Below are 16,477 nucleotides of genomic sequence, written 5' to 3'. Positions count from 1 at the left end.
GTATTTTCTGGGGAGAAGCTATGGGCTTTAAGCTTAAAAAGAAAGGCGGCAATCGTGTTGCGCCCGAAAAATCGGGTCTCAATTTTATTGCAAAAATTCAGTCGGGAATTGAGCAATACGCCAGTTTATTTGGGGAAAGTAAAAAGTCCAAGCCTATCCTTTATGTAGCGTTGTTATGTTTAGTATTTGCTTTAATTTCGCTCGTTTATTTATTTTATAGTGTACCTCGACATAACCAATTAACACGTAGTTTGGGTGAGTTGCGCTTATTGTCACAAACTATTTCTAGACAGGCTACGGAAGCAACGGCTTCTGGATCACCTAAAGCTATGAAAGACTTAGTTGAGTCACGTCAACTTTTTGCTAAAAATATAAAAAATGTTGAAAATATTTATGGTACATCTTCAAAAGAATACCAAAAGGTAGCGGTTCTGTGGAAAGCTTTGTCTTATGACGTTGACTTGATCTCGTCACAGCAGGACGTAATTAATCAGTTATATAATATGAATATCTCGATTAGTGACTCTATTCCTGAGATTCAAGCTGAATATAACTTGATGGTTGATAAGATGGTCCGCGAAAAAGTATCGAGTAATCAGGTAGTCATTGCTAAAAACCAGGTATTTATTGCGGAACGTATTTTACGTTCTATTAACTCCGTTTTCATTGCTACAGAGAATTCTGAAAACTCAGCGCATGACTTTGGTGTCGATATTGATACTTTTGGTGTGTACTTAAATGCACAGCTAAACGGCAATGCAGAACTGGGTGTTGCTAGAGTTGAGTCCCCGGAAGTACGTGAATCTTTAGAAGGCATTAAATCTGAGTATGATCAAGTTTTAAAATCTGCAGCGACATCAGTTCTTAAACATACAAATCAAATTGTAAACGTACGTCAGTCATCGGGTGAGATCTTCTCGCAATCTGATGAAATGTTATCTGCATTGGGTAATCTTTCTGAGCAAACACAGTATGGTTGGAAAGCCTTTGCTTTAGTTGCGCTTCTTGCATTATCACTTATTGGTTTAATTAGCTCAGTCTTAAAGCTTTTATCACTTCGTAGTAAAGCGGATAAACAACGTGTAGCTACCTTGCAAGAAGAATATGACCGTAACCAAAACGCGATTTTACGTTTACTAGATGAAATCGCCGACTTGGCAGATGGTGACTTGCGCTCATATGCAACGGTATCTGAGGACTTTACTGGAGCGATTGCCGACTCGATTAACTTCGCGATTGACCAATTACGTGATCTTGTATCCCGAATTCATGAAACTTCTCAGGAAGTTGCCCGCTATACGCATGATACACAAAATATTACTAACCAGTTGGCAGAAGCATCAGAGCATCAGGCACAAGAAATTGCTGGCGCATCAACCGCAATGAATGAAATGGCGCAATCAATTGACCAAGTATCTTCAAATGCATCTGAATCTACCGAAGTAGCAGAACGTTCGGTACAAATTGCCTCTAATGGAGCACAAGTAGTAAACCGTTCAATTGAAGGTATGGACACGATTCGTGAACAGATCCAAGAAACCTCTAAACGTATTAAACGTTTGGGTGAGTCTTCACAAGAAATTGGTAACATTGTATCGTTAATTAATGACATTGCGGACCAAACAAACATTCTTGCATTAAATGCAGCAATTCAAGCATCTATGGCAGGTGAAGCAGGACGTGGTTTTGCCGTGGTTGCAGACGAAGTACAGCGTCTTGCAGAGCGTTCTGCATCGGCAACTAAACAGATCGAAACTCTGGTTAAAACAATTCAGACCGATACGAATGAAGCTGTTATTTCAATGGAACAAACAACCACTGAGGTTGTGCGCGGAGCGAACTTGGCAAAAGATGCAGGTATTGCCTTGGACGAGATTCAAAAAGTATCTGGTGACTTGGCAAACTTGATGGCCAACATTTCTGATGCAGCAAAACTTCAGTCTGCATCTGCGAGTCACATTGCGACAACCATGACCGTCGTACAAGAAATTACTTCGCAAACGACAACTGCAACATTCGATACAGCGCGTTCTGTTTCTGAATTAGCAAATATGGCAGAGTCATTACGTGAATCGGTAACGGACTTTAAATTACCTGATTAAATTGGGGACGAGGATAGCTGTTTCTATACTAGCTATTCTTCTAAAAAGTATTAACAACACCAGATAAGTATTGGGGACACAGCTATTTATCTGGTGTTGACTCTGTCGTTTTTCTCCATTTAGGGGACAAGCAAAAGAAGCCTTTGCTATGAAAGAAATATTAAAAACTTTAACTGAAGCAATGATGCTACCGGAAGATAGCTATTCTCAACAAGATGATGAATTTCTTGATATCTTCGTTGAAGAAATTGAAGAAATTTTTGTTGAATTGCAATCTTTGATTCATGAATGGATGCAATCTAAAAATGTTGCTACGCTGACTGAAATCCGTCGCCATTTTCATACCTTGAAAGGTTCAGGGCGAATGATTGCAGCGAAATCCTCTGCTGAGCTTGCTTGGACTGTAGAAGATACGCTTAATCGGGTAATCAATGAGAGTCTCACATTAACTCCTAACATCCAACAATATGTTCAGTTGGTATTTAAGTTCTATTTCTTTAAATTAGTAGATGACTTTAAATCTAAAAAGGAACATGCAGTAGATTTTAGACCTCTTATTTTATTGGGACAACAATTACAACAACAGCAAAGTTTAGAGCCTGCTTTAGATGAACTTTTATTATTGTCGGATACTCTCGCTGCGGAAACTAAGACTGGTTTAGAGGTGGGTGATTTAGAACCGGAATCAGATAATTTAATTCTAGAAACCGCCATAGAAAGTGAACATAACCTTGCTGAAACCTTAGTTTTATTTATGGAAGAAGCGGAGGAGCACTTAGCGACCATCGATCAGTTCTTAGAACAAAAAATACATCAGCATGAGAGTTACAATGCGCTAATCCGTGCATTACATACGTTGCGCGGCAGCTCGGCAATGGCTCAGGTAGAAGCAATTTTTGATGCTAGTACTAAAGTTGAGCATTTATTTAAAATCTTATTACAAGAAGAGCTATCTTCTCATTCAGAAGAAATTTTACTACTCCGTGATTACCGTCAGTTTATTCGAAATTGTTTAGATCTATTGGCTACGCATTGCTCTAATGAGCAATTAGACTCTAACCTGAAACAGTTCAATCAGGTTTGGGATGTTTATATGGAACAACATGGGGAGCATGCGAGCCCGCTCACGCCTCCACATGGTTTAGTATCTCAGCTGTTACAGCTAGATGTTTCAGAATTACTTGATGCAGAGTTAGATTTTGAAAAGGGAATTCGTTCTGAGTTTCCTCATTATCTTGAACGTTTAAGTGAACAAGCTGATTTGTTATTGCAACATACTCAGTCGCAGGCCATGATTGGTTTATATGAATATACGAACCAGCTGAAAGATAGCTATGACGTATTGCTTGATCGACCTGATTTATTACATTCAGATTATGTTTTTGAAATTTATCAGAAAGCACATCAACAATTAATTCAGTTATTTGATGCATTAGCTGCGGGTCAAAGAGTTAGTATTATTGAGCAACACCAAAATATTTTGGAAGAGTTAAAACTATATACCCAATATATTCCAAGCCTTAATTCTGAACCATTAGAAAGTCATCAGGAAGTTGTTGAGTCGCTATTTAGTGCTGATGTAGAACAAACAGCAAATGAATCTTCAGCATTTATCGAAAGTGTATTAACTGATCATGTAGTCATGAGTCAGAGTGTGCATTTAGATCGCCAGTTCATGTCTACTGAGCACGTAAACCGTTATTTTGATTCAGAACTGTTAGATATTTTTCTTGAAGAAGCCGATGAGTTGCTTGAAGGAATGGATACAGATCTTAATATTTGGGTTAATGATCAAGAGAACTTTGCTGCTCTTAATAATCTGATGCGCTATTTGCATACCTTAAAAGGTGGGGCAAATATGATTCAGGCAAATTATATTGGTTTAATTGCACATGAACTAGAAAGTATTTATGAGCGCTTAATTCAAAGACAGTTAATTACTTCATCTGCTCTCATTGATTTTATCCGTCTGGTTCAAGATGATTTAGCTGATCGCCTACAAATAGTACGTGAACACCACTTAGATTATGCTGCTTCTCATACTATTCAAGCACTTAAGAATGCAGATAAGGTATATAATTCACTCGGGTCTGCTGCTAAAGAGATGCAAGCAGAGTCTGAAACAGATGTTGTACCAGAATTAAGTTTTGAAGTATTACAACAAGAAGCTATACACAATACTGCGTTAAATCTCGATGAGTTAACTTCTAATTTTGAGCAGATTGTTGAGTCTAATAATAGACTTGTTGAACACACAGAATTACAAGTTTTTGATGCAGAAGGCTATACAGACAGTATCCAAGATCAGGATATTGACTCTGTAGTCGAGCAGACATTTATGGAAGAAGCGGCCGAGCTGTTAGAGATGGCCGATCACCTATTAAAGCAGTGGTTTGAGCAGCGGACCAACCGTAGTATCTTGCTTCAGCTACAAAGGGCAGTGCACAGCTTGAAAGGCGGTTCCCGTATGGTGGGACTTGAAACCGTACAAGCGATTGCCTATCAACTTGAAAACGCTTTTGAAAAATTTGCGCTTTATCATTTTAGCTCAAATATTTATGACAACTTGCTAGAGAGTGCGATTGTTTGGTTAAAAGAAGCAATTTTCAAGCAAAATTATCAACATTTTGATGGTTTACAACAAAGTTTAGAAAATATTCAGTTTATTGAAACTGCAATACAAATTCCAAGTAAGTTGACCAGAACTGATCTATTTAGCACTGAACCTGTAATGAGCTTTGTGCAAGGTGATGGGGCAGAACCACCGCCAATGATGGGGGCATGGGAACAAGCACAGCATCTCGAACAAAATAATGAGATGATCCGGGTTTCGGCAGATTTAATTGAGAAAATGATTGATTTGTCTGGTGAAAATTCGATTAACCGTTCACGAATTGAAATGGATCTCAGTCAATTTGGTCATACGTTAGTGGAAATGGAATTAGCCATTCAACGACTAGCAGACCAGTTACGCCGAATGGAAGGCGAATTAGAAAGTCAGATTATTGCAAAACATGGTATTGAGCACTCTCGTTATACAGAATTTGATCCTCTAGAGATGGACCAATATTCTTCATTGAATCAATTATCGAAATCACTTGCCGAATCTGCATCGGATTTAGTGGATTTTAAAAATACATTATCTGAAAAAATCAGAGACACTGAAAGTTTGCTGGTACAACAGTCACGTATTCAGGCCGAAATTCAAGAAGGCCTAATGCGAACACGATTAGTACCATTTTCTCGATTGCTACCTCGTTTACAAAGAATTGTGAGGCAGACTTCTACTGCGTTGGATCGACCAGCAGAGCTTTTTGTTAATAATACCGAAGGTGAATTAGACCGAACAATGCTAGAACGTTTGGTTACACCACTTGAGCACATGCTTCGAAATGCAATTGACCATGGTCTAGAAGATCGTGTGCAACGTGAACAAGCGCGAAAACCAGAAACTGGACGTATTGAACTGAATATTCATCGTCAAGGTACGGATGTTGTTGTTACATTTAAGGATGATGGCCGAGGTATTGATATCGAGAAGGTCCGTCAAAAGGCCTTATTGTCTGGTTTGATTAATCCTGAACAAGTATTAGAACATCAAGATATTTTACAGTTGATTTTCCATCCAGGGTTAAGTACGGCCGATCAAGTCACTCAGATTTCAGGTCGTGGTGTAGGACTAGATGTTGTACAAAGTGATATTAAAGCTTTGGGCGGACATGTGAGTGTCGACTCTGTGTATGGACAAGGAACAATCTTTACCATACGCGTTCCAACCACAGTAGCTGTTAGTGATGCCTTAATGGTTAAAGTGGCTGATCAACAATTTGCAATTCCATTGGCTCAAATTGATCGAATTGTTCGAGTTTCACCAACATCATTAGAACAGTATTTTGGAAGTGCACAAGAATTCTTTGAATTTGAAAATAAACGCTATCCATTACGTTATTTATCTGAGTTTGTTGGTAATCAACCAATTCCACGTTTAAGCGGGATGATGTATTCACTACCAGTATTAATGATTAAAACCAATAATGGACAAACAATTGCATTATTGGTTGATCAGCTTATTGGTTCACGTGCGCAGATTGTGGTCAAGCCAATCGGGCAGCAGTTCTCTAGTATTGGTGCGATTGCAGGCGCAACTATTTTAGGTGATGGTCAAGTTTGTCTAATTTTAGATGGACAAAATATTGCTCGCCAAATTCAGTCTACTCGTCGACATAAGCAGCTGAATGAAGCTATCTATAGACAACGCGAGTCTGATGAACGCCGTCTCATTATGATTGTAGATGACTCTGTCACAGTCCGTAAGGTAACGACTCGTTTACTCGAACGTCAGGGCTATGACGTAGTAACTGCTAAAGATGGTATCGATGCAATTGAGCAGTTGGAAAATATTAAACCAGATCTGATGCTGCTTGATATCGAAATGCCGCGAATGGATGGCTTTGAGGTACTTAACCTCGTGCGACATCATGATCTACATCAAGATATGCCAGTCATTATGATTACATCCAGAACTGGCGAAAAACACCGTGAACGAGCATTTACTTTAGGGGTTAACCAATACATGGGTAAACCTTTCCAAGAGGAAGATTTACTTCACAATATTGATGCTTTTTTCACGACACGTGAAGAGGAACTTGCCTAATGAAGAGTCATATCAGTACATCTTTAATTAATGAAATGGATCAGCAAGAACTTCAACATTTAATTACTGTTTCAACTGGTTTTATTGATGCATATATTATTGAATGTGATCAGCAAGTGCCGATGCTATTACCACAAAACATAGTGTTATCAGCTATGGACGTTAAAAATGGTATCAAGCATATTGAATGGCATGACGTAAAACTTCCAGTTTATACAGTGCATAATGAAATTGATTCGCGAGCGGTGGCATTAGTTATTGAAAGTGAAGATATCAGCCAACGTTTTGCACTCATATGTAAATCGATGCCAGTTTCAGTTCGTCTGCGTATTTCTGAAGTCGTAGATGAAAACGAAGATATACAGGACTCTTTACAGCACCCAACTGTATTTAAATATGTGCGTATGGAGAATCAGCGCTACCACGTTCCTAATTTGCAATATATCCAAAATTCGCTTCATTTATAAAAAAAAGGAACTCAATTTGAGTTCCTTTTTAATTTTTATTTAGCTAATAAATTTTCTAAAATTTGCTCATAAATATCAGTCAGTGGATCGAGGTCATGTACGTCAACATGTTCATTAATTTGATGAATTGTTGCGTTAAGAACGCCTAACTCCAATACTTGTGCGCCTGTTGGAGCAATAAAACGTCCGTCAGAAGTACCACCACTTGTTGAAAGCTCAGTTTCAGTGCCAGTTACATTTAAAATAGCAGTTTGAGCCGCATTAACCAGTTCGCCAACTGGAGTCAGGAAAGGCAAACCAGAGAGATTCCAAACGATTTCATATTGTAAACCGTGTTTATCTAAAATCTCATGAACACGTTGTTTAAGTTGTTCAGCCGTCACTTCTGTTGAATAACGGAAGTTAAAAGTAACTTCTAAAGTACCTGGAATTACGTTGGTTGCACCAGTTCCAGCATGAATATTTGAAATCTGAAATGATGTTGCTGGGAAATATTCATTTCCATTATCCCAAACGCTTTGGCATAGCTCTGTTAAAGCAGCTGATGCTTCATGAATTGGGTTTAGTGCTAAATGTGGATAAGCCACATGGCCTTGTTTACCTTGGACCTTTAATACTGCATTGAGTGAGCCACGACGCCCATTTTTAACAATATCACCTAATTTATGAGTACTTGAGGGTTCACCTACCAAACACCATTTAATTTTTTCATTACGTTCTTCAAGAGTCTCAATAACCTTGACCGTACCGTTAACCGCAGGGCCTTCTTCATCAGAAGTAATCAGAAATGCGATAGATCCTTTATGGTCTGGATGTTTTGCTACAAAACGCTCAGATGCGACAACCATGGCTGCCAAAGCTGTCTTCATATCTGCCGAACCGCGGCCATATAATTTTCCATCGCGGATTTCAGGTGCAAATGGGTCTGAATTCCATGCTTCTAATTTACCTGTCGGGACTACGTCAGTATGACCTGCAAAACAAAATACAGGTTCTTCAGTTCCTCGACGTGCCCAGAGATTATCTACCTCACCAAAACGCATTGGTTCAATATGAAAACCAACTTGGCGTAAGCGGTCTGCCATGATGGTTTGGCAAGTGTGATCAATTGGAGTAACAGAAGGTTGTTGTAAAAGTTCTAGGCTAAGCGAGAGAGTATCTGAATGGTTCATACCGGAAATTGCGTGCTGATCAGGTGAAATATAGTCCGATATAATAGGCGAATCTCTACGTGATGGGTACGTAAAAATAAAAAAACCTTATCGGAATGATAAGGTTTTTTAGTGACAACTCTAACTTACATTTTATCTTGTGTTTTTTCAGCAGTATTCGTTACAGCATCACCTGCTTTAGAAACATCTTTACCAAAACCCTTAAACGTATTACAGCCTGTTAAAACAACAGCAATCATTACAGAAGCAGCTAAAACTTTTTTCATCATTTTCTCCGTTTAAATTTAATAATGAAGTAAATTTAGATTAAAAAACAAACGGAAAAAGAAACATGACTGTTTAATAGTAAAAACGTTATAAAATGTGTCTAGAATCTTAAATTTATTGTTAATTATTTAAATTTCTGCATGTTGGACTTCAATTTTAAGTGTGAAGGGTGTCTAAACATATAAAACAGAACTTCCTGACCATTTTTACAATATAAGCCGTCTGCCCACCAGTGTGCTGGGGCGGAACTAGGCTGTTTATTTGGACACAGCCATTCGTGCCTTTCTAATCGATAAAAAGAAGAATGAGGAATTGTGGTGCCCCAATAGCCCAAACGACGCTTTAAATTGATCCAGTCAGGTAGAGGCTGCTGTAAATTTAACTCTAAAGGCAGATAAAGTTGTCCCTTTAAAACTGCAAAGCGTTGATGAATTTCAAAGTTTAATGCTTCAAGAAATTGAAATTGTTTGTTGGTAAAGTGTTAAAGCTTTTTGCTTAAAGTATCCTGACGGTTCAGACCAATCCATTGTTCTAAATGTAAATCTGCCTCACCGAGATAATATTTTAAGGCGACCTCCCAATGTTCAATTTTTTGAGTATCTTTATTTAAAACTAAAAAATCCAGCTCACCTAAAGTTTTTGGCCCCTCAATTTTTTGAATACTATGTCCCAATAATTGATAGGGATGGTACTGATCCTCTTGTAACCAAAACCAGAGTAGATGCTCAAAGCGTAAACCTAAACGTGTACTTTTAAGCTGAGATAAAAACTGAATTAAAGGCTCTGGGGACTGATCGAGCTCTTTTAAACGTGGCAAATAATTTTGAAAATGACTTTCCCATACTTCGGTTGGATGTAGCTTAAAATGATGTTGTATAAATAGACTTTTTGGTAGTTGGGAAAGTAAATTTGGACTAGCAATACAAAATGCGAGCTGTCGGACTATAGGATGTTGAAATTGTAGCCATGGCTCGAAATAGGACGTTTTAACTGAGGCAATATTCATACATTTAATACTCGAAGTAATTCATCCTAATTTCCTAACGGATCAACAAAAAAACATTAGAAAAACACTTTATACTAACGCCAACAGCAGGTTAAGGTTTATATATGCGAACATTGTTCTGGCGCTCTTTAGTCGTGATTTTTATCACGCTAGGCATTATTGGAGCAATTTTACCAGGTATGCCGACAACAGTGTTTTTGATTCTGGCTGCTTGGGCTGCTTCAAAAGGCTGGCCACAAATGGATGATTGGTTGTTAAACCACCCTAAATATGGACCAACATTACGTGATTGGCGAGCCAATGGTACAGTACCTCGTAAAGCGAAGTGGATTGCAAGCATAATGATGGCAATTAGCGGAATTATAATGCTATTTACTTCAGCGCCACTTTTGGTCAAGGCTTTTACTGATATTACTATGTTCATCGTTGCAGTTTGGTTATGGCTACGCCCTGAGCCAAAATAAAAGATTAATAATCTTTTATTTTGGTGCAAGACAAGCAATGAAACTGCGCGTAGATAGAAGAAGATTGATAATCTTTTATTTTCAGTGCAAGAGAAGCCCTTATAATAATTTTTTAGTTAAACTCAAAATATTTGAGTTGATATAAGAGAAGTAAGTTCAATGTCTCAATTTAAGTTCGAAGATGCTGATGTTCTCATCGATTTAGCAAACCAAACATTAACTTTGCCTAAACATAATAAGTTTTATGTCATTTCTACAGGAAAGAATGGAATTGGTGAGCAGGAAAACACGGGTAGAACACCACGTGGATGGCATAGAGTGGCGAAGAAAATTGGTGCAGAGTCTCCCCAAAATGCAGTTTTTATCGCGCGTAAGCCAACAGGGGAGGTTTATAGCACTGAGTTAGCTGCGCAATATCCTGAGCGAGACTGGATACTTTCTCGTATTCTCTGGTTAGATGGCCTAGAGACTGGGTTTAATAAAGGGGAAGGCCACGACACTATGCAACGTTATATCTACATTCATGGAACTCCAGACACGCAACCAATGGGGGTGCCAATGTCACATGGGTGTGTTCGAATGCGTAATGAAGAAATCATTGAGCTATTTGATTTAGTTGCTGAAGATGCATTAGTTTATTTATCTGAACAATCTTTAACCTGAGTGTGAGTTTTATCTATTCTTGGTTAGCGGTGTAAATGCAGAAAATATTGAAATAAGTGTTTAAATAAAATACAAAAAATTGTTTTTTACTTAATAATGACTTATTTTTAATCATTCATTCGCATTTTTTTAAAAAGAAGTCGAAAAGCGTTTGACACCTGTTAAAGATTCTCTATAATGCACCTCACAAACGATGAAGACGTTAAAGGGCGCTTAGCTCAGTTGGTAGAGCGTCTGCCTTACAAGCAGAATGTCGGCGGTTCGATCCCGTCAGCGCCCACCAAGCCTTTACGTTAAGCTCTCAAGTGCAGCGGTAGTTCAGTTGGTTAGAATACCGGCCTGTCACGCCGGGGGTCGCGGGTTCGAGCCCCGTCCGCTGCGCCACTTAAGACTTAACATCGTTTTACCCCACAATTTCGATATTGTGAAAGTGCAGCGGTAGTTCAGTTGGTTAGAATACCGGCCTGTCACGCCGGGGGTCGCGGGTTCGAGCCCCGTCCGCTGCGCCACTTTTCAGTTCGGGTTGTGTTTGGAAGATGATTTGAGATGTAAAAATCTTATATCAAAAAATTAATGAATAGTTAATTTTTCTTCTTGGGGCGCTTAGCTCAGTTGGTAGAGCGTCTGCCTTACAAGCAGAATGTCGGCGGTTCGATCCCGTCAGCGCCCACCATATAGTGACCATACTTTATTTTAAAGTATTGTAGTGCAGCGGTAGTTCAGTTGGTTAGAATACCGGCCTGTCACGCCGGGGGTCGCGGGTTCGAGCCCCGTCCGCTGCGCCATTCTCTTGAATCCCTTGTCTAGAGAATGTAGAGTATAAAGATACATTCGTTATCTTTTCTCATTAAGGGCGCTTAGCTCAGTTGGTAGAGCGTCTGCCTTACAAGCAGAATGTCGGCGGTTCGATCCCGTCAGCGCCCACCATTATTTCATTCCGAAAATTAAATTTTTCCAATATTTAAATTACTTATTTATCTATAATTCTTAATCTGTATTTGAATTTTTTATCTAAGTCACTCTAAATTTAGTTGTTCTATTCTAAAGCTCAAAGTTTATATCTCCAATTGACTGAAAAATCATTAGTTAAGTTATTTCTTATATGGAAAAATTACTTTTGTGTTATTTAATTTGGGGTTATAGGTTTAAAACCTAAATGTGTTTAAAAGCGATTGCCTGAGTTATAGACTAAAATTATTTCACCTAAAATTTTCTTAAAAAATTTATTTTATATTTTTATTGAATAGACTCTTTCTTATATTAAATTTGCCATGTAATGACTCGAATAGAGCCTTATATATTTCTTAACCTTGCTAAATCTATTTGTAAGCAGTGACGATACTTTCTTGCGTAAAAAAACTGCTATTTGTTAATAGCAGTTTTGAAATAAGTCATTCTTAATATTCGTTAAAAAACCATCCACTTGCAAAAGCGAAATATTCTCGTAACCAAGAATTGTAGCGAGTAGCTAATGGTGTTTCAGCCGCCACTGTATAAACTTGCGTATAACCTTGTTTTTTAGCAATAGCTGCTGCTCGTGGAGTGTGAAAATCGCTTGTCACAATAGCTATCGGTTGGTCTAGGGTAATGTGGTGCTGTGCTAATAATGGTTTACTATTTTTTAAATTAAGTTCAGTGCTGGTACTTTTATCTTCAAGTATCATTCGTTCTTTTGCTAAATGATAATGTTGTTCTAGATAACGAGACATCACTAATGCTTCGCTTTCCTTTTCTGAAAAATCAAGGCCTCCCGTTACAACAACTTTTGCTTGGAGTTGTTTTAGAGCAATAGGGGCAGCTGTATCTAAACGTTTTGCAAGAGTTTTGGATGGCTGACCATTTTCTACCCCACTACCTAATACAATGATTGCATTTACTGGAGGCAGATTTTGACTTGTCTCTTTATTCTCTTTAATAAAATCAAAGAAATAGCCTAAGCTAATTAGCCATATCCAGAGGCATAGCCAACCGAAACGCCAAAGTGTGTGTAAGCGATAGTGATAGAAGAAGAAACGCTCTAAATGATAATAAAATAAAGAATAGAGGCAGAAGAAGGCGCCTAAAATTAAAGGGATAATTGTGCCGACATTAATTTTATTGAGACAAATTAAAACTAACCCATCTAGAAATAAAATCGAACCAATGATTGCTAAGAAAATACGGATCCACTTATTGACTTGCATTGTGTTTACAGTTGCAATTTAAATTGCAGACAGTGTATGCAAAATCATTCTGAATGCAATAAAAAACCGAGTAAAGCATCTGTGTCATTACTCGGTTTTCTGATTTATTGGCCTTTAATAAACATCACGGCGATAACGGCCTTGTTGTCTTAACTCATCTACCTGTTCATCACCTAAAATTTCAACCAGTGCTTGGTCGACTCCGCTTGCCATGCCATCAATGCTACCGCAGACATAGAGAACAGCGCCGCGTTCTATCCAGCTTACTAATTCTTCTGCATTTTGACGGATTACATCTTGAACATACACGCGTTGTTCTTGATCTCGGGAAAATGCTAAATCTAGGCGTTTTAACATTCTTGTTGTTTGCCATGCTTCAATTGTTGATGCATAGAAGAAATCACATGCTCTTTGACGTTCACCAAAGATTAACCAGTTTTCAGTGTAGTCATGACGAGTACGTGTATGTAACAGGCTCATTAAGCCGGCAATACCGGTTCCGTTACCAATACAAATAATAGGGCGGTTGTCATCAATAAGATGGAATGATTCATTGGTACGAATACGCAAAGCAACGTCATCATTGACTTGAGTATGTTGAGTCAGCCATCCAGAACCTAAACCTAAGTTACCAGACTCATCATGCTGTTGACGAACTACTAAACGGAGCACTTGTTGAGAAGGAATGCTGGCAATTGAATATTCGCGTGTTGGTAGAGTAGGGAGCTGTTCTAATAAATGATCTAGATTAGCAAATGGTTCAATTTCGCCTGTTAAATCTTTATTCCAAAGTGCTTTCTCAATTGAGATTTCTAATGAGTCAACTTTTGTATTTTTAAGAATATGATGCTTCTGCAAAAAATCGTGGATACATTCAGGGCTATTACCAGGTTGAATTTCAGCAATATCACCAGCTTGCCATATTGCTTCATGCTTTGCATTAAGCTCAATATTATAAGCAGGTTGACCTAAGCTATTTGGATTGAGTAAGTCACGTTGTTGTAATGTCCATGTATCAAAAACTTTTTCTAAATTTACAGCATGCAAATCTAATTTAGTTGCTTTCGCGAGTGCTTGATTCCAGTTTTGAATATCCGATAGGTTTACATTATCAACTTCAATTGTACTAAAGAGAGCATGAGCACCATTAGTTTTAAGCCAAGCATCTACTGCATGACCAAAGCTACAATAAGTATCAGGATATTCTTTAGAACCTAGCGCTAAAACAGCATAGTTCATGTGCTTAAGATCTAGATTTGCTTTTAAAAGCTTTTTAGCAAAGCTTGTAGCGAGGTCGGGAGCATCACCAGTACCGTATGTACTGATTACAAATAAAACCTGCTCATGCTGCTCTAAATCAGATTGTGTTAGCTGCTGTACAGGTTTAACCAGAACTGGTTGATGAGCTTCTTGTAAACTTGTTGCCGTACTCCAAGCAAGTTGTTCTGCTACACCAGTTTGAGTTGCATAGGTAATAAGCCAAGGCTTTGCATTTGGATCAATATATTGCCCTGCTAAAGACTGACGAGCCGCCTGTGTTAACTTTTTCTGTTTGCGGCGTTTAAGATAAAGCATCAACCCTGTAACAAAGAATAAAGGCATAGCCAATGAAGCAAGCATCGCAACGAATTGATAAATTGGTCCAAAGAAGCTACCACGGTGTACAGGTAACATACTGCTCATGATTTTTTGATTAAGCTTTTTATCTTCGTAGAGCTCCATTTTTTCAATATTGCCAGTTTGATAATTATAGATGGCTTGGTTGCGTGCACGTTCATGTTGAGGCGTAGCATCGACAAAACTTAATTCAATTTTTCCATCATCTTTTTTAGGTAGGCTTAATGTTAGCGTCGAATAATCACGTCCGACCTGACTATTGAATCCACTCCATGTTTGATTAAGTACTGTAATGAGCTGAGTATTATCTAACTGAGGCTCTGATTTTTTATCAGTATTATGCTCAGATCGTTTATTTTGTTGCATTCCTCGATTTTGAGGAGCGGGGCCATGACCTTGCGGCTTAGGTTGTTCAACGCCCATCACTTTGAACATGCCACTACGCCACCAGTCATAAGACCAATATAGGCCTGTACATGCGAATAGTAGATAAAAAACAATGACCCATGTGCCGACAACAGCATGTAGATCCCAAATAAAATTTCGGCCTTTCAATTTTGGTTTAACCGCGAGCCATTGACGGGCAGAATGCTTTTTAGGCCAGCGTAAATATAATCCACTCAGTACAAAGTAAATTAACATGAGCGCGCAGGCACCAGTAATTTGCTTGCCAACTTCGCCTGCGGTTAAATTACGATGAATTTGTTGTATTAATAACAACAGTTTTCTGCCTTTAACATCGGGCAGAACCTGAGCGTTATAAGGATTCACCATCATATTATAGCCACGGCGTTCACCTTCTTTTTCAATATTGACAGTAGAAGAGGAGGTCGGATCCTTGGCAATCGTAATGCTATTAATTTTAATTTCAGGCTGAGTGGTATTGAAATGTTGATATAGCTGAGCAGGGGTTAATTTTGGAGTGCTTTCAGCTTGAACAACATAACTATCAGAATTTACCCATTTTAAAATTTGTTGGTCATAAGAATAAATTGCACCTGTTACACCCATAATGGATAAGATTAGGCCAGCAGTAATACCCAGAAACCAATGAATTTGAAATAAAATTTTTTTAAACATGGTCGAAAATGTAAATATGATGGAGATCTTGTAAAGAAGTATAGCCGAAGATTGAGTAGATAATATGGATTTTGGAGATAATATTAATTTTCATTATCATTTGTTTTTACTATAATAAAAAACCTCCATAAGGAGGCTTTTTATGAAATCAAAACTTACAGAGTTTTCGGTTCGCCTACAGTTTCTTTTAAATGCGTGCGAATCGTATTGAACGAGAAGTTTTTAGAATCCATACGCTTAGGTAAAATATAAGCACCTTGTTGTTCTTGGCCTTTTGGATCTTTTACTTTGAAATTTACCAAGATGAAATCAGGTCCATTGTACCATTCGTAGATATTTTTCCATCCAATTGTACCAACGCCTTCTTGTTGGCCCATTTTTTGGCGCATCACAATACCATGAGGCTGCACGCCTAAACGAATACCTTTGATTTCCTGTACCGGAAATTCATTCATTTTGCGTTTAACGTACCATTCTAATCCGTATTTACGACCTAGGTAGTAAAGTACTACAGCGACAATAGCAACCCAGCAAAAAATAGTAGAGTAATTCTTGATAAGAACAAGACCCAAAATAGCTAGGGCTAAAACTACACCCATAATCGCCCAGATTTTTGTGCTGATTTTATTGGTGCTGCGCCAGATAAGAAGCTGTGCATTACGTTGTTCAGCTTCTGACACGTCATAGGGAACAGGCTGAAGCGTATAAGCGTATAAAGTTTTCGCGGTCATAGTGCAAATAACAAATTGTAAACTGTTTTAAGTTTAGCACTAATTGGCATAAGTCAGGAAAGGATATTATG

The 16,477-nt window shown here is 38.2% G+C and carries 10 protein-coding genes, 6 tRNA genes and 1 pseudogene; 11 read left to right on the top strand and 6 right to left on the bottom strand.

The features are described 5' to 3' along the window. Positions 1-20: 20 nt before the first annotated feature. The 3 genes from F936_RS17895 (at position 21) to F936_RS17885 (ending at position 7,223) form a co-directional block, all read left to right on the top strand. Positions 21-2,102, top strand: coding sequence for a methyl-accepting chemotaxis protein (locus F936_RS17895; protein WP_005050015.1), 2,082 nt, complete (start codon positions 21-23; stop codon positions 2,100-2,102). Between the two features lie 148 nt (positions 2,103-2,250). Beyond that, the gene (locus F936_RS17890; protein WP_005050013.1) at positions 2,251-6,756 is read left to right on the top strand and encodes a hybrid sensor histidine kinase/response regulator; all 4,506 of its coding nucleotides are present in this window, start codon (positions 2,251-2,253) and stop codon (positions 6,754-6,756) included. Further along, positions 6,756-7,223: a hypothetical protein gene (locus F936_RS17885; protein WP_004639007.1), complete on the top strand. Its 468-nt coding sequence runs from the start codon at positions 6,756-6,758 to the stop codon at positions 7,221-7,223. The genes F936_RS17890 and F936_RS17885 overlap by 1 nt, the downstream gene beginning before the upstream one ends. Before the next feature lie 35 nt (positions 7,224-7,258). Here F936_RS17885 and dapE read toward each other — a convergent pair whose 3' ends face one another. From dapE to F936_RS17870, 3 genes and pseudogenes are all read right to left on the bottom strand, one after another. Beyond that, entirely contained in the window at positions 7,259-8,395 is a 1,137-nt protein-coding gene (gene dapE, locus F936_RS17880; RefSeq protein WP_005050010.1) for a succinyl-diaminopimelate desuccinylase, read from the bottom strand. 125 nt (positions 8,396-8,520) lie between these two features. Beyond that, positions 8,521-8,664, bottom strand: a complete 144-nt coding sequence (locus F936_RS17875) for an entericidin A/B family lipoprotein (protein WP_003655297.1) — start codon at positions 8,662-8,664, stop codon at positions 8,521-8,523. Positions 8,665-8,786: 122 nt separating this feature from the next. Continuing rightward, a pseudogene (locus F936_RS17870) lies at positions 8,787-9,668 on the bottom strand (DUF1853 family protein). A gap of 104 nt (positions 9,669-9,772) precedes the next feature. Here F936_RS17870 and F936_RS17865 point away from each other — a divergent pair. The 8 genes from F936_RS17865 to F936_RS17830 all read left to right on the top strand — a co-directional run bounded on the left by F936_RS17865 (position 9,773) and on the right by F936_RS17830 (position 11,722). Then, positions 9,773-10,132, top strand: coding sequence for a YbaN family protein (locus tag F936_RS17865; protein ID WP_004639014.1), 360 nt, complete (start codon positions 9,773-9,775; stop codon positions 10,130-10,132). A 159-nt stretch (positions 10,133-10,291) separates the two neighbouring features. Further along, positions 10,292-10,795 (top strand): cell wall-recycling L,D-carboxypeptidase ElsL, encoded by a 504-nt coding sequence (gene elsL, locus F936_RS17860; protein ID WP_005050004.1) that lies wholly within the window; start codon positions 10,292-10,294, stop codon positions 10,793-10,795. A gap of 207 nt (positions 10,796-11,002) precedes the next feature. Beyond that, positions 11,003-11,078, top strand: a tRNA-Val gene (locus F936_RS17855). A gap of 24 nt (positions 11,079-11,102) precedes the next feature. Then, a tRNA-Asp gene (locus F936_RS17850) sits at positions 11,103-11,179 on the top strand. Between the two features lie 48 nt (positions 11,180-11,227). Continuing rightward, a tRNA-Asp gene (locus F936_RS17845) sits at positions 11,228-11,304 on the top strand. Between the two features lie 88 nt (positions 11,305-11,392). Beyond that, a tRNA-Val gene (locus F936_RS17840) sits at positions 11,393-11,468 on the top strand. A 35-nt stretch (positions 11,469-11,503) separates the two neighbouring features. After that, positions 11,504-11,580, top strand: a tRNA-Asp gene (locus F936_RS17835). Positions 11,581-11,646: 66 nt separating this feature from the next. Continuing rightward, a tRNA-Val gene (locus F936_RS17830) sits at positions 11,647-11,722 on the top strand. Positions 11,723-12,192: 470 nt separating this feature from the next. Here F936_RS17830 and F936_RS17825 read toward each other — a convergent pair. The 3 genes from F936_RS17825 to F936_RS17815 all read right to left on the bottom strand — a co-directional run bounded on the left by F936_RS17825 (position 12,193) and on the right by F936_RS17815 (position 16,406). Then, a complete protein-coding gene (locus F936_RS17825) occupies positions 12,193-12,978 on the bottom strand; it encodes a YdcF family protein (RefSeq protein WP_003655301.1) in 786 nt (261 codons plus the stop codon). A gap of 114 nt (positions 12,979-13,092) precedes the next feature. Continuing rightward, positions 13,093-15,675, bottom strand: coding sequence for a PepSY domain-containing protein (locus F936_RS17820; protein ID WP_005050001.1), 2,583 nt, complete (start codon positions 15,673-15,675; stop codon positions 13,093-13,095). A 155-nt stretch (positions 15,676-15,830) separates the two neighbouring features. Continuing rightward, positions 15,831-16,406, bottom strand: coding sequence for an SdpI family protein (locus F936_RS17815; protein WP_005049999.1), 576 nt, complete (start codon positions 16,404-16,406; stop codon positions 15,831-15,833). Positions 16,407-16,477: the final 71 nt, after the last annotated feature.

The organism is Acinetobacter calcoaceticus DSM 30006 = CIP 81.8, from assembly GCF_000368965.1.
Classification (GTDB): domain Bacteria; phylum Pseudomonadota; class Gammaproteobacteria; order Pseudomonadales; family Moraxellaceae; genus Acinetobacter; species Acinetobacter calcoaceticus.
This window is presented reverse-complemented; position numbering and strand designations above follow the sequence as displayed.